Origin of the sequence: Pseudomonas sp. WS 5079 (genome assembly GCF_012985465.1) — a bacterium.
Classification (GTDB): Bacteria; Pseudomonadota; Gammaproteobacteria; order Pseudomonadales; family Pseudomonadaceae; genus Aquipseudomonas.
On record NZ_JAAQWN010000001.1, the window covers coordinates 766969 to 791269 of the forward strand.

At 60.7% G+C, this 24301-nt stretch carries 21 protein-coding genes; 16 read left to right on the forward strand and 5 right to left on the reverse strand.

Annotated features, from left to right (window positions below; all coding sequences use genetic code 11):
- Window positions 1–82: 82 nt before the first annotated feature.
- Together HBO05_RS03290 and HBO05_RS03295 are read right to left on the reverse strand one after the other, a co-directional pair.
- On the reverse strand, window positions 83–1801 hold the full coding sequence (locus tag HBO05_RS03290; protein WP_172311659.1) for a hydrogenase maturation protein: 1719 nt from the start codon (window positions 1799–1801) through the stop codon (window positions 83–85).
- A 162-nt stretch (window positions 1802–1963) separates the two neighbouring features.
- Entirely contained in the window at window positions 1964–2845 is an 882-nt protein-coding gene (locus tag HBO05_RS03295) for a LysR substrate-binding domain-containing protein (RefSeq protein WP_170041214.1), read from the reverse strand.
- A 134-nt stretch (window positions 2846–2979) separates the two neighbouring features.
- Between HBO05_RS03295 and HBO05_RS03300 the strand changes: the two genes are divergently transcribed.
- The 3 genes from HBO05_RS03300 to HBO05_RS03310 all read left to right on the forward strand — a co-directional run bounded on the left by HBO05_RS03300 (window position 2980) and on the right by HBO05_RS03310 (window position 6443).
- Window positions 2980–3330, forward strand: a complete 351-nt coding sequence (locus HBO05_RS03300; RefSeq protein WP_172311661.1) for a RidA family protein — start codon at window positions 2980–2982, stop codon at window positions 3328–3330.
- Window positions 3331–3371: 41 nt separating this feature from the next.
- Window positions 3372–4763, forward strand: coding sequence for an FAD-dependent oxidoreductase (locus tag HBO05_RS03305; protein ID WP_172311663.1), 1392 nt, complete (start codon window positions 3372–3374; stop codon window positions 4761–4763).
- Window positions 4764–5099: 336 nt separating this feature from the next.
- The gene (locus tag HBO05_RS03310) at window positions 5100–6443 is read left to right on the forward strand and encodes an MFS transporter (protein WP_169952934.1); all 1344 of its coding nucleotides are present in this window, start codon (window positions 5100–5102) and stop codon (window positions 6441–6443) included.
- A 106-nt stretch (window positions 6444–6549) separates the two neighbouring features.
- On the opposite strand, the gene HBO05_RS03315 is transcribed toward HBO05_RS03310, so the two are convergent.
- Window positions 6550–7578 carry an AraC family transcriptional regulator gene (locus HBO05_RS03315; protein WP_172311665.1) on the reverse strand — a complete coding sequence of 343 codons (1029 nt, stop codon included), beginning with the start codon at window positions 7576–7578 and terminating at the stop codon, window positions 6550–6552.
- Window positions 7579–7647: 69 nt separating this feature from the next.
- Between HBO05_RS03315 and HBO05_RS03320 the strand changes: the two genes are divergently transcribed.
- The 13 genes from HBO05_RS03320 to HBO05_RS03380 all read left to right on the forward strand — a co-directional run bounded on the left by HBO05_RS03320 (window position 7648) and on the right by HBO05_RS03380 (window position 22524).
- A complete protein-coding gene (locus HBO05_RS03320; RefSeq protein ID WP_172311667.1) occupies window positions 7648–9672 on the forward strand; it encodes a TonB-dependent receptor in 2025 nt (674 codons plus the stop codon).
- 9 nt (window positions 9673–9681) lie between these two features.
- A complete protein-coding gene (locus HBO05_RS03325) occupies window positions 9682–10947 on the forward strand; it encodes an MFS transporter (RefSeq protein ID WP_172311669.1) in 1266 nt (421 codons plus the stop codon).
- Window positions 10948–10965: 18 nt separating this feature from the next.
- Complete coding sequence (locus HBO05_RS03330) at window positions 10966–12066, forward strand: hypothetical protein (RefSeq protein WP_170057170.1); 1101 nt, start codon at window positions 10966–10968, stop codon at window positions 12064–12066.
- Window positions 12067–12109: 43 nt separating this feature from the next.
- The gene (locus tag HBO05_RS03335; RefSeq protein ID WP_172311671.1) at window positions 12110–12598 is read left to right on the forward strand and encodes a PhzA/PhzB family protein; all 489 of its coding nucleotides are present in this window, start codon (window positions 12110–12112) and stop codon (window positions 12596–12598) included.
- A gap of 23 nt (window positions 12599–12621) precedes the next feature.
- Window positions 12622–13110 carry a PhzA/PhzB family protein gene (locus tag HBO05_RS03340; protein WP_170041206.1) on the forward strand — a complete coding sequence of 163 codons (489 nt, stop codon included), beginning with the start codon at window positions 12622–12624 and terminating at the stop codon, window positions 13108–13110.
- Between the two features lie 23 nt (window positions 13111–13133).
- Window positions 13134–14351 (forward strand): 3-deoxy-7-phosphoheptulonate synthase, encoded by a 1218-nt coding sequence (locus HBO05_RS03345; RefSeq protein WP_169952920.1) that lies wholly within the window; start codon window positions 13134–13136, stop codon window positions 14349–14351.
- Window positions 14348–14971, forward strand: a complete 624-nt coding sequence (locus HBO05_RS03350) for an isochorismatase family protein (protein ID WP_170057168.1) — start codon at window positions 14348–14350, stop codon at window positions 14969–14971. Before HBO05_RS03345 ends, HBO05_RS03350 begins: the two co-directional genes overlap by 4 nt.
- The gene (locus HBO05_RS03355) at window positions 14968–16881 is read left to right on the forward strand and encodes an anthranilate synthase family protein (protein WP_170041204.1); all 1914 of its coding nucleotides are present in this window, start codon (window positions 14968–14970) and stop codon (window positions 16879–16881) included. Before HBO05_RS03350 ends, HBO05_RS03355 begins: the two co-directional genes overlap by 4 nt.
- Window positions 16882–16883: 2 nt before the next feature.
- Window positions 16884–17720, forward strand: coding sequence for a PhzF family phenazine biosynthesis protein (locus HBO05_RS03360; protein WP_169952913.1), 837 nt, complete (start codon window positions 16884–16886; stop codon window positions 17718–17720).
- A gap of 38 nt (window positions 17721–17758) precedes the next feature.
- Window positions 17759–18385, forward strand: a complete 627-nt coding sequence (gene phzG / locus HBO05_RS03365) for a phenazine biosynthesis FMN-dependent oxidase PhzG (protein ID WP_275941748.1) — start codon at window positions 17759–17761, stop codon at window positions 18383–18385.
- Window positions 18386–18665: 280 nt separating this feature from the next.
- Entirely contained in the window at window positions 18666–20141 is a 1476-nt protein-coding gene (locus HBO05_RS03370; RefSeq protein WP_170041203.1) for a 4-hydroxyphenylacetate 3-hydroxylase N-terminal domain-containing protein, read from the forward strand.
- Window positions 20142–20287: 146 nt separating this feature from the next.
- Window positions 20288–21328, forward strand: coding sequence for an NADP-dependent oxidoreductase (locus HBO05_RS03375; RefSeq protein WP_169952907.1), 1041 nt, complete (start codon window positions 20288–20290; stop codon window positions 21326–21328).
- A complete protein-coding gene (locus tag HBO05_RS03380) occupies window positions 21328–22524 on the forward strand; it encodes an MFS transporter (RefSeq protein ID WP_169952905.1) in 1197 nt (398 codons plus the stop codon). Before HBO05_RS03375 ends, HBO05_RS03380 begins: the two co-directional genes overlap by 1 nt.
- A gap of 188 nt (window positions 22525–22712) precedes the next feature.
- On the opposite strand, the gene HBO05_RS03385 is transcribed toward HBO05_RS03380, so the two are convergent.
- Both HBO05_RS03385 and tssE read right to left on the reverse strand, forming a co-directional pair.
- Window positions 22713–23837, reverse strand: coding sequence for a type VI secretion system ImpA family N-terminal domain-containing protein (locus HBO05_RS03385; protein WP_172311673.1), 1125 nt, complete (start codon window positions 23835–23837; stop codon window positions 22713–22715).
- Window positions 23838–23860: 23 nt separating this feature from the next.
- A complete protein-coding gene (tssE, locus tag HBO05_RS03390) occupies window positions 23861–24301 on the reverse strand; it encodes a type VI secretion system baseplate subunit TssE (RefSeq protein WP_172311675.1) in 441 nt (146 codons plus the stop codon).

Genomic DNA, 24301 nt, shown 5'->3' on the forward strand with positions numbered 1-24301 from the left:
TTTTTCCATTGGCATTATGGACCGCCAGGGCCGAAAGGAAATTCCGCCCTGGCGGCAAAAGAGTAGATGCGGGGTGTTCCTCTCAGTCAACCAGCGTGGCCTTGGGCACCAATGCCCACGGCGCCATCAAGCGCTGCGGGGTCTGGCAGGTCTTGCGCTTGAACACGAAGTTGTGGCACTTCTCGGCGAACTGTTGGCGGTTTTCCACCATGTCCAAGCGCATCTGTGCCAGCTCGTTTTCGCGCAGGTGTGCAATCTGCTCCAGGCCCATCTGGGCTTTACGCGCGCGATGCAAGGCGTACTTTTCATCGGTCAACGCGTCGCTGGCCTGTTGCAGCAACCATGAGCCAAATGCCCGTGGGCAGCGTGGGCCGATATCCTGGATCATCCCCCACTGGCGGCCCTGGAAGGCGCTGATCGGCAGGCATTGCTCGACGAGCCTGTGGGCGATTTCACTGCCGACCGCGCGCGGCAGGCTGTAGGTCCAGTATTCGGAGCCATACAGGCCCATGGTCTTGTAATGCGGATTGAGCACCACCCCCGCCCGGGCGAATACGACATCGGCCGCCAGCGCCAGCATCACACCGCCGGCTCCGGCGCTGCCTGTCAGGCCACTGACCACCAGTTGCCGGGCTGTCAGCAGTTCCTGGCAGACATCGTCGATAGCCTGGATGTTGGCCCAGGCCTCCAGCCCCGGCACCTCGGCAGCCTGAATCACGTTGAGGTGCACACCATTGGAAAAACTCCCACGCCCGCCCCGGACCAGCAGCACCTGGGTGTCCCGCGCCTTGGCCCAGCGCAGCGCCGCGACCAGGCGCTGGCACTGTTCGGTGCTCATGGCACCGTTGTAGAACTCAAAGGTCAATTCGCCAACGTGACCGGACTCTTGATAACGAATCGGTTGATACGCCATCTCATCGAACCCTTGGTGGGCAATCGAGCCGTCCAGCACCGGTACACCCGCCAGTTGCCCAGCCAGCACGTGACGGGCCGGCAACTTGAAGGTTTCCTCGCCGGGCTGGGCCTTGCGCTTGAGCGAGCCGACCCACAGGCTATGATCACCGGCCGCGACCAATACCGCGTCATCCTGTACCGCGAGGATTTCCCCCGCCGTACCCCGGCGCGAATCCAGATGCGCGTCATACAGGTAATACTGGCCGCCGGCGAGGCTCGCCAACACACCGGGCTGGCCGTCGGCGGCGTCGATGGTGCGTTTGATGAACCGGGCGCAGTCGTACCAACTGAAGGTGCGGTCAGCTTGCTTCATGTTCGGCTGCAAACGCCCGATGACGTCAGGTTGCGTGTAGTCGAGGGGCACCGGCACGAAACCGCGGGCGAATTTTTCTACTACGTCGCGGATGCAATAGATCGCCGCGTCACTCACCGCGCCGTTGTACAGCTCGGATTTACGCACATCGGCGGGCATGTCGAATTCACAGGTCGACCAGATCGGGCCGGCGTCCATTTCCTCCACCGCCTGCAAGGCCGTGACGCCCCAGCGCTTGACCTGCTGGGTGATGGCCCAGTCCAGTGCGCTGGCGCCACGGTCGCCGACAATCCCCGGGTGAATGATTACCACCGGGCGATCCGGATTGCTCCAGAGCTGCTGCGGCACCCGGTCCTTGAGAAACGGGCAGATCACCAGGTCCGCCGCCGATTCCTCGATCTGCCGGCAGACCGTGGCTTCATCGGTGAACAGCACCACACTGGGCACATGGCCCAACTGGCGCAAATCCAGCCAGGCCCGTTGGGTCAAGCCGTTGAACGCCGACGACAACAACATAATCTTCAATGACTGCATGACTGACTCTTCCTTGAGAATGCATGGCCGCAGGCTCCTTGAGCCATCCTTGGCCTTTTATGGAAACCCAAGGGTAGAGGGAGTGTCAGGAAGGGTAGATGACCGAGATCAATCTTGTGTCAGCCAGTGGTTGATCGGCTGCGGGGGTTGCCACGCAGGGCATCAATCGTGCCCGTCCAGCCCTTCTCGAACCAGGTCCAGAAAGGTCGTCAGGATACGCCGGGAGCTCTGCGCGCGCAGGCACACCAATGTCTCGGTGAACTGGCGCTGACAATCGATGATCGGCAACCCGCGAAGCCTGGAGTCCGAGCCCAATTCGGCCGCAGAAACGACACCGACGCCCATGCCAATGGCTACCGCCTCGCGCGCGGCTTCACGCCCCTCCACTTCGATCGCCTTGCGAATGCGCAAGCCCGCCGCCGCCATCTCTTCCTCGAGGGACAGCCGCGTGACCGAGCCCTGCTCGCGTAAAACCATGGGAGTGTTGTCCAGGTCGGCCAGGCAAACCGATTCACGCTGGGCCCAGGGGTGGTCATGCGCCACGAACACAAGCATGGGATCGCTGCGCAGATGCAGCGTCAGCAGGCGATCGTCGTCGATGCTGCGCCCCAGCAAGGCGATGTCTGCCTGATGGCCGAACAATCGCTGCAGGACTTCATCGGTATTGGCGGTCTCAATCTTCACATCCACGCCTGGGTATCGGCTGCAGAAGCGAGAGACATAGGGCAAGACATGCACCGGCGCATCCACGGCCAGGTTCAGCGTGCCCGTCGACAAGGTCCGGTAGTCCGTCAGCATGTCGTGGGCATCGATACTGATATCGAACAGGCGCTGAGTCAGGCCGAACAGCCGCTCGCCCACCTCCGTAAGGCGCACCAGGCGCTTGTCGCGGTAGAACACCATCACCCCGTAGTAGTCCTCGAGCTTGCGAACCTGGTCTGACACCGCAGGTTGGGACAGGCACAGCTGGTTGGCCGCCCGGGTGAAGCTGCCGTTCATCGCGACCGCATGGAAAGCCTTGAGCTGTGTATGGGAGATCGTCATTGCAGCACCTATCTATAGTTTCAGCTTATTCATGCATACGCTAAATCGATTTCATTTATGGAAAATAAACTGCAAGCATGTTTTTCACAAGATGCCCAAGCCGTTATGCCCCAGACGCTTACAAGGAATGCGCTATGGAAGTTGAACGTTTCGCTGTGTCAAAACGCCGTTCGGACATGGTCCGCTACAACCATCACCTGTACATCGGCGGGCAGGTTGCCGAAGACCTCGCAGGAGATATCCAAGCGCAGACCCTTGAAGTGCTCCTGGGTGTCGAACAACTCCTGCTCAGTGCCGGCAGTAGCCGCGAGCGGGTCCTTTCGGTGCGCATTCTGCTCGCCGATCGCGAGGACTATGCAGGGCTGAACAGGATCTGGGATGAGTTTTTTCCTGCCGGTCACGCACCCACCCGTGCCTGCACCCTGGCGCAATTGATCGACCCCGGCTGGCGCGTGGAAATGATCGTAGTCGCTGCGTGCGACTGATTCATAAACCTGCCTCGTAACGATCCAACGGAGACGACCCTATGCGCCCCTACTGGCTGGACCAGGCCTTAAAACATCAACCCGCTGCGCCTTGCCCGCCCCTGCGCCAGAACACGCGCGCCGATGTCTGCATCGTTGGCGCAGGCTATACCGGGTTGTGGACTGCCATCATGCTCAAGGAGCAGAACCCCGAGCTTGACGTGGTGATTGTCGAGGCCGATATCTGCGGCGCCGGTGCCAGTGGGCGCAATGGCGGGTGCGCACTGTCCTGGTCGGCCAAGTACTTCACCCTGGAGCGCTTGTTCGGCACCCAGGAGGCAATACGCCTGGTCCAGGAGTCGGAGCAAAGCATCTACGCCATCGGCCGCTTTTGCGACAAGTACGCGGTCGATGCCGAGTACCGTCTCGACGGTACGCTCTACACGGCGACCAACCGTGCGCAGATCGGCTCCACCGACGGGGTGATCGCCGCGCTGGAACGCAACGGTATCAACTCGTTTTCCAAATGTGCGTTGCCCGATGCACAACGCCTGGCTGGCTCGACCCGCCACCTTGAGGGCTGGTTCTCGCCAGCGGCGGCCAGCGTACAGCCGGGCAAGCTGGTCCGCGGGCTGCGCCGAGTGGCCTTGGACCTGGGCGTGCGTATTTATGAAAGCTCGCCAATGACCCGCCTGGAAGAAGGCGCACCAGCCATCATCCATACCCCCAACGGGAGCGTAACGTGCGACCGGGTCGTGTTGGCGATGAACGCCTGGATGGCCAGGGCTTTTCCACAATTCGCGCGTTCTGTGGCGATCGTTTCCAGCGACATGATCATCACCGAGCCACGGCCTGACCTGCTGGAAAAAATCGGCCTGACCAACGGGGTCACGGTTCTGGACTCGCGGATATTCGTCCACTATTACCACAACACCCCGGACGGTCGGATCATGCTCGGCAAAGGTGGCAACACCTTCGCGTATGGCGGACGTATCCTGCCGGTGTTCGACCAACCGTCGCCCTATGCAGGACTGTTGCGCAACACACTCAAGGATTTTTTTCCGGACTTCGCCGACGTCGGTATTGCCGCCACCTGGAATGGCCCCTCCGACAGATCAGTCACGGGGCTGCCGTTCTTCGGCCGCATGGGCTCAAGAGGCAATGTCTTCTATGGCTTCGGCTATTCCGGTAGCGGCGTTGGCCCTTGCCATATGGGCGGGCAGATCCTCTCGTCACTGGTACTGGGCCTGGACAACCCGTGGACGCGCTCGCCACTGCTGCAAGGCCCGCTAGGCCACTTCCCTCCCGAACCGATCCGCTACCTCGGCTCCCTGATGGTGCGCAACGCCATTCGGCGTAAAGAGCATGCCGAAGACCACAACCGGCACCCTCGTCGATTCGATGTGCATCTGGCCAAATTCGCTGCCGCCGCCGGCAAGGCCGACAAGGGTTGACCCACCTTAGTCAGCCCGCATAACAGGCACCACAACGATCTTAGCCACCGTTTCAGCGATGGCTTTATCGGCTCCATGCATCACTCCTCACAACAATAATATTGCTGGAGAAGATCATGACCCACACTGCGTTTGGATATGCACCTCTACTGCCCCCCCGAGCCTTCAGCAGGCCCTGCCTGCTGGCGACAAGGCGCCCTTTACCACTGACAGCCTGACTCCATTCTCACGGCCATCTGATCGATGCCGTGGGCCTGGACGGGCTCGTACCGCAAAAACAAAAACAAAAAAATCCTCTTTTGCGCTGTCTGGCACCTTTTACGGGATCAGAACACCATGAACAAAAATAATCCGTCGGTCCTTGCAAGCAGTTGGCACTCCCTCAAGCGTTGGCGCGTGCAGGTTTTCCTGATCACTTGGGTGGCTTATGCCGCCTTCTACTTCACCCGCAAGGCGTTCTCCGTCGCCAAGCTTGGTATTGGCGAAGACCCAGGCTTTATGCTCGAAAAGACCATGATGGCCAACCTCGACGCCCTCTATCTGGCCGCCTACGCCATAGGTCAGTTTCTCTGGGGAAACTTCTCGGACCGTTTCGGCCCCAGGATCGTAGTTTTGAGCGGCCTGGCCATTTCGGCGGGGGCAGCGCTCCTGATGGGGACCTACGCCACCCTGCCGATCTTCGCGTCTTGCATGATCATTCAGGGTCTTGCGCAATCGACCGGGTGGTCAGGCTTGTGCAAGAACGTCAGCAGCTTCTTCAGTACGGGAGAACGCGGCCGCGTACTTGGCTACTGGAGCACCTCCTACGCCTTTGGCGGCTTGGTGGCTACCCCATTTGCCGGCTGGTGGGCTTACCAGGTCTATCACGACTGGCGCGTAGCGTTCATCAGCAGCGCGATCGTGGTGCTGGTGGCGACCGTGCTGTTCTTTTTCCTGCAACGCAACTGTCCGGAAGACGTAGGCCTGCCGGCTGTAGAAGTTGAGCTCGAACCGGTCAGTAACGTCGTAGTACCACGGGAAAGCATGTGGGCCGGTTTACGGATCGTGATGAAGAATCGTACGGTATTGGTGCTCGGCCTTGCCTACTTCATGCTCAAGCCAGCCCGTTACGCGATCCTGCTGTGGGGCCCGGTGATTATCTACGAGCGCATGCCCGAGATCGGCAAGGTAGCCTCTGCAATCGTGCCTACCTCTTTTGAGCTTGCGGGTTTAGTCGGCCCCATCCTCATCGGTATTGCATCGGATAAATACTTCGGTGCGCGTCGTGTGCCCGCCTGTGTCCTTAGCCTGGTTCTGCTGACTATCTGCCTGGCGCTATTTGTTCCCGCGATGCAAAGCGGCAGCCTGTACATGGTGGTCGGCCTGCTATTTATGATGGGCCTGACACTCTACGGGCCGGACTCGATGATCTGTGGCTCGGCGGCGATTGACTTCGGCAGCAAGCACGGCGCGGCTTCGGCTGCCGGCTTCGTCAATGGTTGTGGTTCGGTCGGTGCGGTTTTGGGCGGCTTGCTGCCGGGTTACTTCGACACCATCACCGTATTCCTGGTGTTCACCGCCACGGCCCTGCTGGCCAGCCTGATGCTGGTGCCATTTTGGAACAGCCGGCCAAAGACCGTGGAAAACCCGCAGTTGGTCTCAACCCCGACGCCGCCGGCCAGGGTCAGCACTGCCTCTTGATCGCCAACCCTGCAAGACCCAAGCGCAGGCATGGAGACGGTCGCCTTGGCCTGCTCCGGCCATGCGTCAGGCCTGGCCTATGAGGCACTTGGGGCCGCAGGGCCGGTCATTTTGCCTGGCGCAATGATTTGGGGTTGCGCCCGTAATACTTTTCAAACGCAGCGCTGAAGCTCGAAAGGTGTTGAAACCCGACCTTGTACGCCACCGTAGACACATACATGCCCGACTCCAGCAGCTCCCTGGCCTTTGCCATGCGGATATCCGTGAGCATGCGGTAAGGGCTGGTGCCAAACACCTTGCGAAAGCCCTGTTTAAGCTTGAATTCATTGGTGCTCAACGTAGCGCACAGATACCCGACGGTTAATTGCCGATCGAATTGGCTCATCAGGATATCCCGTGCGCTCAGCATCAAATCCTGGTCTTTTGCGCGGATCTTGTCCTCTACAGGCGTTGGCGCGGGGGCAAGCGGGCGGATCTGCTCCGACAGCAACCCGAGTGCGGCAATGTGGATATCGAGCAGCCCTCCAGCCTGGTCGTGCAGATGGACCAATGAATCGGCCAGCCTCTGGGTGGCCGCACCGTGCTTGCCGCAAAATAAATGGTTGGCCGACAGGTCCTTGGCATTGTCCAACAGCAAGTATTCCAAGCCGTACCGCTGCAGCAGTGGCGCCTTGGCCACCAGACGCAACTGGCGGATAGCCTGTTTGGCCGGATAACACCGCTCTCCCCGCAAACTGCCGTAGGTGGCGACGGTACTATGGCCGCCTATGAAGTCGTAACGCTGCCCGTCCATACCGGTACTGCTCGATTGTCCCGACAACGCAATCGCCACCGTCAGGGCACGCTCCCCTTCAAACGACCCAACTTCCACCAGGTCAAAGTTTGGATTGAAACTGGAGTAGGTCACTGCCAGGCCATCCTCGAATGTCAGCGAGTCACTGAAGCAGGTTCCCAGGCTTTCCGGTAACTGGGAGCGACGCCAAGGCGATTGCCCCAGGCGAGAAGGTGCGGCCCTGTCCGTGGAAGAAAACCGATAGCTCATTTTCATCATTCCTTGTGTTGCGCTTACCCAATGACGGGGGGAGATCTCCGAAATGCCAAACAGATAATCCGGACCTCCAAAAAAGTGTAACAAGATTTATTCGCATTGGCATCCTATAGTGGCCCGACCTTAATTAGCGCCTATTTCGGGCCTGGCTACCACATGAATTATGCCCCTGACTCGGTGCTGCGCACCGTTTTCATTGCGTTGTCTGCCCTTGCCTGCCCGGCAGCTGTTTATGCACAAACCGCGTCGGACTCTGCCGAAAATGCAACCAGCATCGCCCTCCCCTCCGTGGTGGTGACGGCCGACAAGATTGAGCGGCCGCTGGAAATGGTACCCGCCAGTGTCGCGGTGATTGATGGCCAGGATCTTGAGCAATCGGGCATCACGACTATGGAGCAACTGGAGGGTCGCATTGGCGGGTTGTCCTTCCAGCCCTTTGGCCAGGCCGGTATGAAAGCACCGGTGATGCGCGGCGTGACGGCCGGTATCCACTCCTATTCTTCCTCGGTACTGCTGCTGGTCGATGACGTTCCCACATTGATGGCACAGGGCTTCGAGAACAGCCTCCTAGATGTGGATCGTGTCGAAGTACTGCGTGGACCGCAGTCCACCTTGTACGGGCGCAATGCAGAGACCGGCGTGGTCGCCATCCACAGCCAGCAGATGGAAGATACCCCACGGGCCACGGTAACGACCGAGCTGGGCAGCCGGGACAAGCGGGACGTGCGCTTCGCCTTGAGTGGCCCGCTGGTTGCCAACACCTTGTATGGCAGCGTTTCCGGCTCGATCGCACGGCAGTCCGGGTTCATTCATAACACCTATACGGGCGGGGATGAGGACCATACCCACCACAAATACCTGAACCTGGGACTGCGCTGGACCCCAACCGACGCCGATGAAGTGGTCACCCGTTACACCCGTCAGGATTACAACGATGGTGCGGCGCTCTGGGGCAATGCCGGCCAGCCCAGCGACCGCGTTGCATCCACCACGCCCAGCTGGAACCGCTCCCTGGGCCAGACCTTCTCGATCAATGCCTCGCACCTGTTCGATACGGGCCTGCGCCTGCGCTCCATCACTGCCTACAACGACTACCAGGACAAGGTCCTGCAAGACTCCGACTTCATGCCGGTAGAACGCCTGTACATCGGGCGCGACAACCATATGCGCACCCTGTCGCAGGAGTTCCGGGTGGAGGGGCAACTGGGGCGGGCCGACTGGTTAGTAGGCCTATACGGTGATCACGGTAACAACGACTTGCGCAACTTTGCCCTGCGCAGCCCCGTCTTCTCTGATTATGGCGGCCGCTTGAAGACAGATTCGGTGGCCCTGTTCACCCACTGGAATGTGCCGCTCAACGATGACTGGAGCGTTTCGGCGGGCGCGCGCATCGAGCGCATGTCGGCAGGCATCACCCCCACCGGTGGTGGACACAGCAGCCAGGACTGGACCTATGTCTCGCCGAAGCTGAGCCTGCAGTACCAGATCAATGCCTCCAACCAGTGGTACATCAGTGCCAGCCGAGGGGTACGCGCCGGCGGCTATAACATCTTTGTTTCCAGGCTCAACTACCCCTCTTATTCGCCGGAAGATATCTGGTCCTACGAGACCGGCCTCAAAGGCTGGGCGCTGGACAAACAGCTGCGTTACTCCCTCGCGGCCTACGTGATGAAAATCGACAACATGCAAGTGCAAATGCAGCCGGCGGTGGGCGTGATCTACACCGCCAGCGCCGCCAAGGCGACGTCCAAGGGCGTAGAGCTGGACCTGGACTATCTGCTCGGTGCCGGCTGGCAAGTGACCACAGGCGTGGCCTTCAACCACACCACTTACGACAGTTTTCAGGACGGTGCGACCAACTACGCGGGCAACTACAACACCTTTGCCCCCCGACTCAATGGCCATGTAGACCTGCGCTACACCGCGCCACAGAGATGGTATGCCCAAGGCAGCGTGGTGGGCACCAGCAAGATCTACCTGGATGCCGGCAACCGTTACGAACGCAATGGCTACGGCCTGCTGAATCTGGTGGTGGGCTATCCCTTCGGCCAGTGGGAAGTGGCGGCTTATGCCAACAACACGCTCAATAAGAAGTACGACGCCGAAGGTTACAACGCCGGCTACTACACCATCTACAGCCCGCCACGTGAAGTCGGCGCGCGACTGACCTGGCGCATGTGAGGCGTGGTGATGAACACAACTTTCTGGTGGCCACGACAGCTGCTGATCGGCTGGATCAACCTCGCCCTGACGGCACCGTTGATTTATCTGTTCATCGGCCTGCCGTTGGTGATGCGCGAACACGGCTGGAGCGCTACACAAATTGGCCTGATGCAGATGACGGGGTTGCCGGCGCTGGGCAAGTTCCTGCTGGCGACACCCATCGACCGCTGGCAGGTAGGCCGGAACAATTATCGCAATTGGGGAATGCTGCTGGGCGTGGGTTACATCGCCACCCTGCTGTTGCTGGGCCTCCATGATTTGGCTGAGACACCATTTGCCCTGTTGTTCGTGCTAGCCATGGCGGTCAGCCTCTTCGGTACCTGGGTCGATTTGCCCATCAACGCGCTGGCCATCCGGATGCTGCCGCAAACCCAGCGCATGCAGGCCGGTGCGATTCGTTCAACAGCCACCTCGCTGGCGGCAATCATCGGCGGTGGCCTGATGCTGATCCTGCACAGCCGTACAGGTTGGGCCGCGCCCTTGTACGTTTTGTCTCTCGGGGTGCTTTCGGCAGTGCTGCTGCTCCCGCTGCTGCGAACACCGACCACCCTTGCCTGCCCTGTTCCCGAAGAGCGCGACGCCTTTATATCCAGGCCCAGCATGGGGCAATGGCTGGCGTGGTTTACACAACCCGGGCACCGCACCTGGACCGTATTGCTGATCTTGTATTTCCCGTTGATCGGCACCGTCTGGGTGTTCCTCAAGCCGTTGATGCTCGACCAGGGTTTCAGCCCTGAACGCATTGCACAGATTGTCGGCGTGGGTGGCGGGGTGGTCGCCGCTTTCTCCAGCCTGGCCGGGAGCTATGTATCGCGAAAGTGGGGAGTGCGCGTTGCGTTGCCCTTGTTTGCGGCCGGCAACCTGCTGACGCTGGGCACGCTGGCCGCCAGCACGCTGCTTTGCTGGGGGCCTGACGCAATGGCCGTCGCGGCGTTGCTGGTGGCCCTGATGATGGGCGCCAGCGGCGGCCTGGTGTTCGGTTTGATGATGTACCACGTACGGCCCGGGCTGTCGGCGCTGGACTACGGCATCCAGTCGAGTCTGTTCGTAGCAGGTCGCACGCTGCTGCCGATTCTCGCCGGCGTGTTGCTGGACCACACCGGTTACAGCGGCCTGTTCGGCTGCCTGCTGGCCGCCCTTGGCCTGATGCTGGCCTACCTGCTCGGCTGGAGCCTGCGCGCCCCGCGCAAACCCGCCAGCCAAACACCCTCACCCACACAGTCGGTTGAATAATTTCAAGGAGATGACCCGATGCAAGAGCTGAAAGCGCCGAGCACCCTCGCTCAACTGATACCCCTTGAGCGCGTCCGTGAAGTTGCCGCCCGCCACGCGTTGAACGCCGACCAGCAAGGTGTGCTGGCCGCCGAAGTGGTGGAGGCGCTGACCTGCGCCGGTTTTTCCCGCTACTTCGTGCCAAGGGAACAGGGCGGGCACCCCGGCACCTTCGTCGAACTGTCACAGCGCATCGTGGCTGTGGCCAAGGCATGCCCTTCTGCTGCCTGGTGCGCCATCATCCAGGCGGTCGTAGGGCGCATGGCAGCCTACCTTCCAGTGGCTGCACAACAGCAAATCTGGGGAGACAGCCAGGACGTACGCATTTGTGCCTCGTTCCGCTCCACCGGCAAGGTCGAGGCCGTCGCCCAGGGCTGGCGCTTGACGGGGACATGGCACTACCTCTCGGGCGTTGATTTCGCTGATTGGGCTTTGCTGTGCATTGAGGTCGATGACGGGGAGCAACGCTTCGCCGCCATTCCCGCCGGTACCTGGCAAGTCCTCGACAATTGGCAAACCCTGGGCATGCGGGGCACAGGCAGTCACTCGATCATCCTGGACGCAGTGGTTGTACCGACGCATATGACCTTTGCCAGAACCGACTTGATGAAAGGTGGTTCCCGCCACGCCCAGGGCCCGCAGTACCAGGCCTCACCGATTGCCGCCGATGCCCAGCTGTTTTTGGCCTGTGGCCTGGGGGCCGGCTGGCAGTGCCTTGAGCAATGGCGTGACAGCCTCCCCAGCGAGGCAGTGGGTGAAGTGGCCATGGCCTATGCCAGCGCGGAAGCTGCACTGGAGACCTGCGGCCTGTTGCTGCACAACAGTTGCCAGGCGATTGACCAGGGTGAGTTATCACCACTGCAAATCGGACGTTGCGCCCGTGATGCGAGCTTCGCTGCACAACTGCTTCTGGACGCCGTCAACCGCATCTTCCGCCTGAGCGGCGCCCAAGCCCACTTCAGCAGCAATCTGGTGCAGAAAAGCTGGCGTGACGTGCAAACGCTGACGTCGCACATCGCGTTAAGGCCTGACTTCAATTTCATCGGCTATACCCGGCATGCCCTGGCGAACAGGCCGTAGCGCAATGCCCGCCAGGACAGCGGTAGACAGGGAGGCTTAAATCATGCAGGACACCTCACCAATGACAGGCTTCGCAAACCACCTGCAGTTGCGTCGGATCAATCGCGCAACCGTCGAGCGCTACATGCACATGAAGGGCGCCGAACGGCTGCAACGCCACACCTTGTTCAGCGAGGACGGCTGCGGCGGAAACTGGACCACGGCTACCGGAGAGCCCCTGGTTTTCCAGGGCCACGAGAGCCTGGCACGCCTTGCCGTATGGCTCGAGCAATGTTTTCCCGACTGGGAATGGCACAACGTACGGATCTTCGAAACCGACGACCCCAACCACCTCTGGGTGGAGTGCGACGGGCGCGGCAAGGTGCTGATCCCGGGCTATCCGCAAGGCTACTGCGAGAACCACTACCTGCACTCATTCGAACTCGATAACGGCAGGATCAAGCGCAACCGCGAGTTCATGAACCCTGTGCCCAAGCTGCACGCACTAGGCATAGCCATGCCGCAAATAAAGCGCGACGGCATTTCCGTCTAAATACCATCAAAGGAGTATTGATGATGCCAGACACAACTAACCAAGCCGACTTCAGTGGCGCCTCCGATCTTCGCGAGAAGAATCGCATCACCGTTGCAACCTACATGAATACCAAGGGCCAGGATCGCCTGCGTCGACATGAGTTGTTCGTCGAAGATGGCAGTGGCGGTCTATGGACGACGGATACCGGCGCACCGATCGTGATCAGCGGTAAACAGAAACTCGCGGAACATGCGGTCTGGTCGCTCAAGTGTTTTCCGGACTGGGAATGGTACGACATCAAGATCTTCGGTACCGACGACCCCAATCACTTCTGGGTCGAGTGCAAAGGCCACGGCAAGATCCTCTTCCCCGGTTACCCGGACGGCTATTACGAAAACCACTTCCTGCATTCCTTCGAGCTGGATGACGGCAAGATCAAGCGCAATCGCGAGTTCATGAACGTCTTCCAGCAACTGCGCGCACTAAGTATTACGGTGCCGCAAATCAAACGCGAAGGTATTCCCACCTGATAGCCAGCCAAGCAGGGTCAATAATGGACGATTTATTGCAACGCGTGCAGCGCTGCGAGGTGCTGCAGCAACCCGACTGGGACGATCCGTCGTGCCTGCGCAAGGTTCAGGAGTGCCTGCGGGCCAGCCCGGCGTTGATCCGGGTTGGCGATACCCTGGCACTGCGTGCACAGCTTGCCCGTGTCGCCACGGGCGAGGCGCTGGTGATGCAGTGCGGCGACTGCGCCGAAGACATCGACGACCACCAGGTACACAGCGTGACACGCAAGACCGCACTGCTTGAGACGCTCGCCGGGGCGCTGCAAAAGGCCGGGGGCCGCCCGGTAATCCGGGTCGGGCGGATTGCCGGGCAATATGCCAAGCCTCGATCCAAGCCCCATGAACAGGTCGGCGAACAGCTGCTGCCGGTGTATCGCGGCGATATGGTCAACGGTCATGCGGCGAATGCCAGACAGCGTCAGGCCAACCCACAGCGGATCCTCAAGGGCTATGCATCGGCGCGCAACATCATGCGTCACCTGGGCTGGGACGCCCCGCGCGATCTTGATAAAGGCGCCCCGCCGGTGTGGACCAGTCACGAGATGCTGTTGCTCGACTACGAGCTGTCGATGTTGCGCAAGGATCACCAGCACCGGGCCTACCTGGGGTCGACCCATTGGCCTTGGATTGGCGAGCGCACCCGACAGTTGAACGGCGCGCATGTGGCGCTGCTCAGCCAGGTGCTCAACCCGGTGGCCTGCAAAGTCGGCCCGCAGATGGGTCGCGAGCAGTTGCTGGGGCTTTGCGAACGGCTCGACCCGCAACGCGAGCCAGGACGGTTGACGTTGATTGCGCGAATGGGCGCACAGGCCGTCGGCGAACGCCTACCGTCGCTGGTAGAAACGGTACGTGCAGCCGGCCATCCGGTGATCTGGTTGAGCGATCCGATGCATGGCAACACTATCGTCGCCCCTTGCGGCAACAAGACCCGCATGGTGCAAACCATTAGCGAGGAAATCTGCACCTTCAAGCATGCCGTGACTTCAGCCGGTGGCGTGGCCGCCGGCCTTCACCTGGAAACCACCCCCGACAACGTCAGCGAATGCGCGACAGACGCGGCAGGTTTGCTCCAGGTCAGCCGCCACTACACCAGTCTCTGCGACCCACGCCTCAATCCCCAGCAGGCACTCGCCGCAGTGATGGCCTGGAACGGCTGGCAAGCAGCCCCCACTGCAAACTTCCCACTGGAGACTGTCGCATGACCGGCATTCCAAACATCGTCCCGTATGCCCTACCCACCTCCCGCGACCTGCCTGTCAACCTCGCACAATGGCGTATCGACCCCGAGCGCGCCGTACTGTTGGTGCATGACATGCAACGCTACTTCCTACGGCCCTTGCCCGACGCCCTGCGTGAAGAAGTGGTGGGCAACGCCGCGCGCATTTGCCAGTGGGCGGCTGACAACGGCGTGCCGGTGGCCTACACCGCCCAGCCTGGCAGCATGAGCGAAGCGCAACGCGGGCTGCTCAAGGACTTCTGGGGGCCCGGCATGCAGGCCAGCGCCACTGACCGCGAGGTGGTCGACGCCCTGGCGCCCAAGCCTGGCGACTGGCTGCTGACTAAGTGGCGCTACAGTGCGTTCTTCAACTCCGACCTGCTGGAGCGGATGCACGCCAATGAGCGCGATCAGTTGATCCTGTGCGGGGTGTATGCCCATGTCGGGGTGCTGATCTCGACCGTAGATGCCTACTCCAACGATATCCAGCCGTTCCTCGTGGCCGACGCTATTGCCGACTTCAGCAAGGAACACCACTGGATGGCCATCGAATACGCCGCCAGCCGCTGTGCCATGGTCGTCACCACTGACGAGGTGGTGTCATGAGCCAAGCCGCCGCCCGCCTTATGGAGCGCATCCTGCAACCGGCGCCCGAGCCGTTTGCCCTGCTGTACCGGCCGGAGTCCGGCGGCCCGGGACTGCTGGACGTGTTGATAGGCGAGATGTCGCAGCCCACGGTCCTGGCCGATATCGACTTGCCCGCCACCTCGATCGGCGCGCCTCGCCTGGATGTATTGACGCTGATTCCCTACCACCAGATTGCCGAGCGTGGCTTTGACGCCGTGGACGATCAGTCGCCATTGCTGGCGATGAAAATCACCGAACAGCAGCCCATCGGCATCGAACAGCTACTGGGGCTGCTGCCCGACGTGCCCATCCAGTTGAACAACGAGCGCTTCGACCTCAGCGACGCAAGCTACGCCGAGATCGTCAGCCAGGTGATCACCAACGAAATCGGCTGCGGTGAAGGCGCAAACTTCGTGATCAAGCGCACCTTCCTCGCCGAGATCAGCGAATACGGACCAGCCAGTGCCCTGTCGTTCTTTCGTCATCTGCTAGAGCGGGAGAAAGGTGTCTATTGGACATTTATCATCCACACCGGCAACCGCACCTTCGTCGGTGCATCCCCCGAGCGCCATATCAGCGTCAAGGAGGGGCTTGCGGTGATGAACCCCATCAGCGGTACTTATCGCTATCCGCCCGCCGGTCCCAACCTGGCAGAGGTCATGGAGTTTTTGGCCGACCGCAAGGAAGCCGACGAGCTGTACATGGTGGTCGACGAAGAACTGAAAATGATGGCGCGCATTTGTGACGACGGCGGCCGCGTGCTCGGTCCTTACCTCAAGGAAATGGCCCACCTGGCCCACACCGAATACTTCATCGAAGGCAAGACCCGGCGCGATGTACGCGAAATCCTGCGCGAAACCCTGTTCGCCCCTACCGTCACCGGCAGTCCACTGGAAAGCGCCTGCCGGGTCATTCAACGCTATGAGCCACAAGGCCGGAGGTACTACAGCGGCATGGCTGCGCTGATCGGCAGCGACGGCAAGGGGGGGCGTACTCTGGATTCGGCGATCCTGATTCGCACCGCCGACATCGATGGCAACGGCCAGGTGCAGATCAGCGTGGGCTCGACCATCGTGCGCCACTCTGATCCAGTGACCGAAGCTGCCGAAAGCCGGGCCAAGGCCGCCGGGCTGATTAGCGCATTGAAAAACCAGGCGCCCTCGCGCTTCGGTAGCCACCTGCAGGTGCGGGCGGCTTTGGCCAGCCGCAATGCCTACGTTTCCAACTTCTGGCTGATGGACAGCCAGCAACGGCAACAGACCCATGCCGATTTTAACGGGCGCCAGGTGTTGATCGTCGACGCGGAAGACACCTTCACCTCGATGATCGCCAAGCAACTTCGTGCCCTGGGTCTGGTGGTAACGGTGTGCAGCTTGCGCGACGAATACAGCTTTGATGGTTATGACCTGGTGATCATGGGCCCAGGCCCCGGTAACCCGAGCGATACCCAACTGCCAAAAATCGACCATCTGCACGTGGCCATCCGCTCCTTGCTGCGCCAGCAGCGACCGTTCCTCGCGGTGTGCCTGAGTCATCAGGTGCTGAGTCTGTGCCTGGGCCTGGAGCTGCAACGCAGAGCCATTCCCAACCAGGGCGTGCAAAAACAGATCGACCTGTTTGGCCACGCCGAACGGGTCGGTTTCTATAACACCTTCGCCGCCCAGAGCAGCAGTGACCGCCTAGACATCAACGGCATCGGAACCGTCGAAATCAGCCGCGACAGCGAGACCGGGGAAGTACATGCCCTGCGTGGGCCATCGTTTGCATCCATGCAGTTTCATGCCGAGTCGCTGCTGACCCAGGAAGGCCCACGCATCATCGCCGACCTGCTACGCCATGCCCTCCTCCACACACCTGTCGACAGCAGCGCTTCGGCCGCCGGGAGATAACCATGCACCAATACGTCATCATCGACGCCTTTGCCAGCGTCCCTCTGGAAGGCAATCCGGTCGCGGTGTTCTTTGACGCCGATGACTTGTCGTCCACGCAAATGCAACGTATCGCCCGCGAGATGAACCTGTCGGAAACCACCTTCGTGCTCAAGCCGCGCAACGGTGGCGATGCGTTGATCCGGATTTTTACCCCGGTCAACGAACTGCCGTTTGCCGGCCATCCATTACTGGGTACCGCTATTGCGTTGGGTGCGCAGACCGACAATCACCGGCTGTACCTGGAAACCCGGATGGGCACCATCACTTTTGAACTGGAGCGCCACAACACCAGCGTCATCGCCGCCAGCATGGACCAGCCCATACCGACCTGGACCACCTTGGGACGCGATGCGCAATTGCTCAGCGCCTTGGGGATCAGCGGCTCGACCTTTCCTATCGAGATCTATCACAACGGCCCGCGCCATGTGTTTGTCGGCTTGCCGGATATTGCCGCGCTGTCAGCGCTGCACCCCGACCATCGTGCCCTTGCCAGCTTCCATGACATGGCCATCAACTGCTTTGCCGGCGCAGGGCGGCAGTGGCGCAGCCGGATGTTCTCACCGGCCTATGGCGTGGTCGAGGATGCCGCCACCGGCTCTGCGGCCGGGCCCTTGGCAATTCACCTGGCACGCCACGGCCAGATCGAGTTCGGCCAGCAGATCGAGATTCTGCAGGGCGTGGAAATCGGCCGGCCGTCGCTGATGTTCGCCAGGGCTGAGGGCCGGGCCGATCAACTGACGCGGGTTGAAGTATCGGGCAATGGCGTCACGTTCGGCCGGGGGACCATCGTGCTATGAACCCTTCACTACAAGGCAAGCCCCTGCTGGGCAAAGGTATGTCGGAGTCTCTCACCGGCACGCTGGATGCGCCGTTTCCCGAGTACCAGACGCTGCCCGCCGATCCCATGGTCGTGCTGGCCAACTGGTTGGAGCGTGCACGCCGCGTGGGCATCCGCGAACCTCGGGCGCTGGCGCTGGCCACCGCCGACAGCCAGGGCCGGCCATCGACACGCATCATCGTGATCAGCGAAATCAGTACGCGTGGCCTGGTGTTCGCCACCCATGCCGGCAGCCAGAAAGGGCGCGAACTACTGGAGAATCCCTGGGCCTCGGGGGTGCTGTATTGGCGTGAAACCAGTCAGCAGATCATTTTCAATGGTATCGCCGAGCAGCTTTCGTCGGAGCGCGCCGACGCACAGTGGCAGAGTCGGCCCTATGCAACCCACCCCATGTCGGTGGCCTCGCGCCAGAGTGAAGAACTCATCGATATTGAGTCGTTGCGCGCGCAAGCCCAGCGTCTGGCACTAGTCGGCGGCCCGCTGCCACGCCCACCCGGATATTGCCTGTTCGAGTTGTGCCTTGAGTCAATTGAGTTCTGGGCCAACGGCAGCGGGCGGATGCATGAGCGGCTGCGCTATGACCGCTGCGCCGAAGGCTGGAAACATCGCCGGCTACAGCCGTAGGACAGTGCAATAAACACGCTTTGAAAAACCGGGTTGCTGCAACTTCGAACACATTGCACGAACTTCAATATTCATGACACCCGGTCAACAAGACAAGAGTCCGGGTGGGAAACAACGCGTACTCGAAATGCCAAACAGAGAATCCGGATCGCCAAAGTCTGTAACGACATTAATTCCCATCTGAATCTTATAGTGGCGCTAGAACGTTGTCCTTGATCCAGCGCTAGACAGCGGGCCAGAGCCTACGCAAACAACGTTGAACATTACTGAGGTTGCTACCATGCCAGATCTGCAAAACAAGCGTAAATATCTGAAAAGTGCAGAATCCTTCAAAGCTTCACTGCGTGATGACCGCACTGTTATTTATCAAGGCCAAGTTGTTGAAGATGTGACTACACACTTCTCTACGGCTGGCGGCATATCGCAAGTTGCAGAAATCTACGAGGAACAGTTCAGCGGTAAACACGACGACATTCTGACGTACGTACGCCCCGACGGTTACCTGGCCTCTTCTGCCTATATGCCCCCCAGAAACAAAGCAGACTTGGCGTCGCGACGCCGCGCAATCATGTACGTTGCGCAAAAAACCTGGGGCACCCACTGCCGTAGCCTGGACATGATCGCCAGCTTCGCCGTCGGCATGATGGGACACCTGCCGACATTCAGGAAAAAATGCCCCGAGTACGCAGAAAACATCACCGATTACCATGACTACGCCGAGCGCAACAGCCTGTATTTGTCCGAGGCCATTGTTGACCCTCAAGGCTATCGGGCACGGACCCACGGCACCGACCTCAACCTGACGCCGCCCGATCGTGCGGTGATGCGGATCAACAAGCAAAACGCCGAGGGCATCTGGATCAGCGGCGTCAAAGGCGTGGGCACGGTAGCACCGCAATCCAATGAAATATTTGTCGGCAGTTTGCACCCCGCGGCGCCCGACGAGTCATTCTGGGCCTACGTCCCTGCCGATGCGCCGGGGGTGAAGATTTTCTGCCGGGAGATTGTCTCCCAGCCCCACGCCAGCGCCTACGACCACCCGCTCACGTCCAAAGGCGAAGAAGCCGAGGCGATGGTGGTATTCGATAACGTGTTCATTCCACGCTGGCGAATCATGGCGGCAAACGTCCCAGAACTGGCCAACGCCGGTTTCTTCAACCTGTGGACCTCATACAGCCATTGGTACACGCTGGTGCGTCTGGAAACCAAGGCGGACCTGTACGCCGGACTGGCCAAGGTGATCATGGAAGTCCTGGGCCTTGAGGGTATTGCGGTGGTTCGCCAGCGGGTCAGCGAAATAGTGCAGTTTTCAGAAATACTCAAAGGCATGTGCATCGCGTCCATCGAAACGGCCGAGATGTCCGACGGCGACATACTGCTGCCTGGCCCCAACGCACTGGCCGCCGGACGGGTATTTGCCATGGAAAAACTGCCCCGGGTGCTGCATCTGCTCAGAGAGCTGTGCGGACAAGGCCTGATCCTCAGGTTCAACGAGAAAGACTTGGCCGCCGACGCCGCCTTTGGCCAGAAGTTCTCCTGGTTTCTTGACACGCAAAGCGTGGGCGCCAGAGAGAAGAACCTGCTGATGAATCTGGTGTGGGACGTGGCCGCCAGTGAGCACTCCACACGGGCGTTGGTGTTTGAAGAGCAGCACGCACTCAGCGAGCCCCTGCTGCGCGATCGCCTGGTGCTGGACTACGACTACCACCAAAGCACCAGCCTGATACGCCGCATGGTGGGGCTCAACGCCAAATAGACCTAACTGCCGCGCAGGCGCCGCGCAATGAGCCCGGCGCTCGATCAGCGTTGCCCGCCTTGCGGCCTCTGGCATCTCGTAGTTTCCAACCTTCAACGGCTACACCGCCCCAGGAACCTCCAAATGAATACAGCAGGAGCCCGTTCATGACGGAACAAACACTCAAAGCGCGCGAGGTCAAACTACTCGGTTACAACTCACGCGCACTCAAGGCCGAACATTTTGCGGTGGTCGAAACCGCGCTTGCAGCACCCGGCCCCGGGCAAGTACTGGTGCGCAACCGCTGGTTTCGTGTCTCTATCTCTACCCGCTTGATGGCCGAAGCGGGTGCCGAGGAGGTAAAGGGCATTCCCTTTCCACCACTCAAGCCTGGCGACACGCTCGCCGATGGCGCCATTGGCGAGGTGGTACAGGTCGGCGCCGGCGTTGATCTGAGCATCGGCAGCCTGGTCATGCATCCTTTGGGGTGGCGCGATTATGCAATGGTGCCGGTCGCACAATGCACGTACATCGACAGCCCGGTCGTTGACCCCGCCGCGTGGCTCGGGCATGGCTGGACCGCCTTTGCCGCGCTGGTCAAGGGCGTGCAAGTGCGTCCGGGCGATACGGTCTTTGTCACCAGCGGTGCAGGCGCGATTGGCTCAATGGCCGGGCAAATCGCCCGACTGCTGGGTGCTACGCGAGTCATCGGCACGACCAGCAACCAGGAGAAAGCCCGCTGGATGCAGGCGCAGTTGGGTTATGACGCGGTGGTCACACGCGAAGGCGAGCCAATCCGCGAGCAACTGGCCCGCGTTGCTCCAGAGGGTATTGACGTTATCGTCGACATGGTCGGCGGCGAACAACTGGCGGCCGCGCTGGAGATCGCCCGGCACGGTGCACGTTGTGTATTGCTCGGTGCAGTGTCAGCGGAACTGAACCCCCACAGCGCAACCCTGAAGGCACCGGTGGAGCTCGACACCTTCCAGCTGATTCTCAAGGGCGTGACGATACGCGGTTTCAGTGCCGACGAAGAGGCACCAGAAATGTTTGACGCCTGGATCCGGCAACTGGCGCTGTGGCAGCGCGGCAGCGGTATTCGGATTGCCCACACATTGGTCAAAGGCCTGGACCAGGCACCGCTGGCGTTGCAAGAAGCCTGCGCGGGCCACCTCAAGAGCCTGGTCCTGGTGGAGTTGGAACAGTGATGGACACCTCAACCGTTTCACCTCAAGTCAATACCACCGCGGCGCAATCATGGCTGCTGTGGGTGGGTTTTATCCTGGTGTCGCTGAACCTGCGGCTGATCTTCACAACAGTTGGCCCATTGTTGGAGAACCTGCAACTTGGCTTTACCTCCACCTTGCTGGTGACGACCTTACCTCTGGCACTGCTGGGTCTGTTCTCCATGGCCGGCGTAAGGTTGCGACACTGGCTGGGAGAGGAGCGTGCGCTGTTTTTCGCGCTGATCCTGCTAAGCATCGGTTGCAGCGTTCGCGGGCTGGGTGAGTCCGGGCTGATCGTGGGCACCGTAGTGGGCAGTGTGGGTATTGCCGTGATGAACGTGATCATGCCCGTGCTCGCACGAAAACGCTTCGGTCCGCAACGCATGGGTATGGTGATGGGGATCTATGCATTGATGCTTGGAGCCGGTGCGGTACTGGGTGCCAGCGTTTCGCTGCCGCTGTTCCAATGGCTGGGGGCTGATCGCGCCTCGGCGTTCCATGCCCTCGGGCTCTGGGCCGTCCCGGCCTTGCTGGCCTTGTTACTGTGGTTGCCACAGTTGCGGCACGCCGCGCACCATGGGTTGGGCAGCGGTCATAGCGGGCCGAGCGTTAACGTTTATCGCAACCCCACGGCCTGGGCAATCACGCTGTTTTTCGGACTGCAAGTGCTGAACCTGTTCGTGTTTCTGCCGTGGATGCCCACCCTACTCAGGGACCGTGGCACCGATGTGGCTACTGCGGCGCTGATTTTCTCGGTCTCGCAACTGAGCCTGATGGTCGCCAGTTTTTTCACGCCTTTGCTGGCTGCGCGCACCCAGGACCATCGCCCGCACATCACTTCAGTCATCCTGTTGTGCCTGGCCGGAACACTGGGGTTGATGTATGCGCCTTTGCCCAGCGCCATCGTGTGGGCCGGTGTGCTCGGCTTCGGGCAAGGTGCCGGGCTTTCTCTGGGGACGTTCCTGTTCGTTGCCAAGGCCGCCAGCATCGACACCGCCACGCGTATTTCGGCCATGGCGCAAACGGTGGGTTATCTGATTGCCGTCGCGGGGCCCCTGGTAGTCGGGGCACTCTATCAACACAGTGGAGACTGGAACCTGCCGGTGTTGTTGCTGGTGGGGATTTTGCTGATTGAATTGATCGTGGCGCTGCCGGCGGGGCGTAACGTCAAGGTGTGAGCCTTCGGAGCGGGATTTTGCGCAGATCTCGCTCCAACCGGGGGCGCTGCTTGAAGTATTGCCCCTGCGAAGTTGGGCTAACGCTTGGGCAGGGTAATGCGGTTCGGGTGGCCTCGGCCACAGCCAAGAGCCATTGCGCGCTGAAAGGAAAGGAGCTCGCCTTGCAGGTGAACACTTGGGTCGGCACTTTATGATCGACCACTTTCCCCCGCCAATGCGGTCTGCTCACAGGCACCCACCTGCGGTACCAGTTGGATATCCACACGCCGATTAACGGTACGTCCGGCCTCGGTCGCATTGCTGGCGATAGGCTGTTTGGCCGCCAAGCCCTGCACCGCGAAACAACTGTCGGCGATGTCGCCCATCTGCTGCATCCAGTCGCGCACGGCTGAGGCGCGGGCGTGGGACAGGGCCAGGTTTTGTTCCACAGGTCCGGTCGCATCGGTATGCCCTGCGATCACGATCAGCCAGCCCGGTTGGGCTTTGATACCGACCAGGGCATTGATCAGTACTTTGGTCGAGCCTGGCTTCAGGATTGCGCTTCCGGCATCGAACAGCGACAGGCTGTCCAATCGCACGGGTTCGGGCATGAGGGGTGGACGGTCTTGATTTGTCAGCCATGTCTGCCAACCAAGTCCCGCGAGCAAGGCGATAATCAGCATCCCGGCAAACAGCCACAAGGCCAGACGCCGCCTGCGTGGCTCCACGTCAGGGGGCGGCAGGATCACCACAGGTTTCACCAATGTCGGTGTCATCACTCTAACGGGATCCAGCACTATTTCGCCCGATGCATAGCGCTGTTCAAGGCGCTGGATAAGGCTGCCCACCTGGTAGCGCAGAGCCTGCAATGTCTGCAGAGGATTCGCCGCCTGAGAAAGTAAACGCGCATGCAAACGTGCCAGCTCGGTGTCCAGTTGAACCAACGCGGACACACTGTGGGCGGTCATCGCCATGCTGCGCATCAGCGGTTGCAACTGATCGAACAACCACCCCAGCAGGTCCGGACGCACCGACGCCATCGGCGGCCACAGGCGTGCCCACTCGCGACTCAGGGCTTCCAGCAACACCACGCCCTGGGTGATGCCCTCCAGCCCATGACGTTGACCGCGTGCCAAGGTGTAAAAACACGCTGTTTGTAGGTCGGCACCATTTTGTTGGAACAACGCCAGGCAGCTTTGCTCCACCTTGGCCCAGTCCACATCCGGGCAAGCAGGATGGCTGAGCTTGGCCAATTCCTCACGCAATACCGTAAATTCACTGAAGCCGCGTGGATCACCGCCGACTCGAATACGCATCTCAAACAACGCCGTCATTGGGCTTCCCTTCCGTTCTAGGTTCAAGGCTTGGTCAGGTAGTGCTGTCGTTTCAAGTGACGCACCAGCACTTTGCCCCCGGGCGCCAGGGTGGTGCCGAAGCTCATGTGCTGCCCATCTTTGAGTTGCGCGTCCAGGGCATACTCCAGATGCCCCGGCAGCGTCTGGGGCTGCAGTTCGATGGAGACCGCTGCCAGACGCGGTTCGTACTTGAGCAGGGTGGCGGTCATGGTGCCGATCAAGCCATGGGCCGTGGCGGGCAATCCCTGCAGGATCAGGCCCATGTCCGGCAGCCCGTAATCGGGCAGATGGCTGAGCGCACCGGCGCGGCTGTTGAGGATCCGCTGCAGGTTGTCCAGCACCGAGAGGGCGTGCTGGTCTTCCTCACTGACCTGATGCAGATCCAACTCACCGTCGAAATTTTGCAGCAGCATTTCGTACAGCGAGGGGTTGTACTCGGTCAT

Bases quoted from the DNA above. Each gene is read 5' to 3' on its own strand.
- HBO05_RS03290 (WP_172311659.1), bottom strand. From the start codon at position 1,801: ATGCAGTCATTGAAGATTATGTTGTTGTCGTCGGCGTTCAACGGCTTG.
- HBO05_RS03295 (WP_170041214.1), bottom strand. From the start codon at position 2,845: ATGACGATCTCCCATACACAGCTCAAGGCTTTCCATGCGGTCGCGATG.
- HBO05_RS03300 (WP_172311661.1), top strand. From the start codon at position 2,980: ATGGAAGTTGAACGTTTCGCTGTGTCAAAACGCCGTTCGGACATGGTC.
- HBO05_RS03305 (WP_172311663.1), top strand. From the start codon at position 3,372: ATGCGCCCCTACTGGCTGGACCAGGCCTTAAAACATCAACCCGCTGCG.
- HBO05_RS03310 (WP_169952934.1), top strand. From the start codon at position 5,100: ATGAACAAAAATAATCCGTCGGTCCTTGCAAGCAGTTGGCACTCCCTC.
- HBO05_RS03320 (WP_172311667.1), top strand. From the start codon at position 7,648: ATGAATTATGCCCCTGACTCGGTGCTGCGCACCGTTTTCATTGCGTTG.
- HBO05_RS03325 (WP_172311669.1), top strand. From the start codon at position 9,682: ATGAACACAACTTTCTGGTGGCCACGACAGCTGCTGATCGGCTGGATC.
- HBO05_RS03330 (WP_170057170.1), top strand. From the start codon at position 10,966: ATGCAAGAGCTGAAAGCGCCGAGCACCCTCGCTCAACTGATACCCCTT.
- HBO05_RS03335 (WP_172311671.1), top strand. From the start codon at position 12,110: ATGCAGGACACCTCACCAATGACAGGCTTCGCAAACCACCTGCAGTTG.
- HBO05_RS03340 (WP_170041206.1), top strand. From the start codon at position 12,622: ATGCCAGACACAACTAACCAAGCCGACTTCAGTGGCGCCTCCGATCTT.
- HBO05_RS03345 (WP_169952920.1), top strand. From the start codon at position 13,134: ATGGACGATTTATTGCAACGCGTGCAGCGCTGCGAGGTGCTGCAGCAA.
- HBO05_RS03350 (WP_170057168.1), top strand. From the start codon at position 14,348: ATGACCGGCATTCCAAACATCGTCCCGTATGCCCTACCCACCTCCCGC.
- HBO05_RS03355 (WP_170041204.1), top strand. From the start codon at position 14,968: ATGAGCCAAGCCGCCGCCCGCCTTATGGAGCGCATCCTGCAACCGGCG.
- HBO05_RS03360 (WP_169952913.1), top strand. From the start codon at position 16,884: ATGCACCAATACGTCATCATCGACGCCTTTGCCAGCGTCCCTCTGGAA.
- phzG (WP_275941748.1), top strand. From the start codon at position 17,759: ATGTCGGAGTCTCTCACCGGCACGCTGGATGCGCCGTTTCCCGAGTAC.
- HBO05_RS03370 (WP_170041203.1), top strand. From the start codon at position 18,666: ATGCCAGATCTGCAAAACAAGCGTAAATATCTGAAAAGTGCAGAATCC.
- HBO05_RS03375 (WP_169952907.1), top strand. From the start codon at position 20,288: ATGACGGAACAAACACTCAAAGCGCGCGAGGTCAAACTACTCGGTTAC.
- HBO05_RS03380 (WP_169952905.1), top strand. From the start codon at position 21,328: ATGGACACCTCAACCGTTTCACCTCAAGTCAATACCACCGCGGCGCAA.
- HBO05_RS03385 (WP_172311673.1), bottom strand. From the start codon at position 23,837: ATGACGGCGTTGTTTGAGATGCGTATTCGAGTCGGCGGTGATCCACGC.
- tssE (WP_172311675.1), bottom strand. From the start codon at position 24,301: ATGACCGAGTACAACCCCTCGCTGTACGAAATGCTGCTGCAAAATTTC.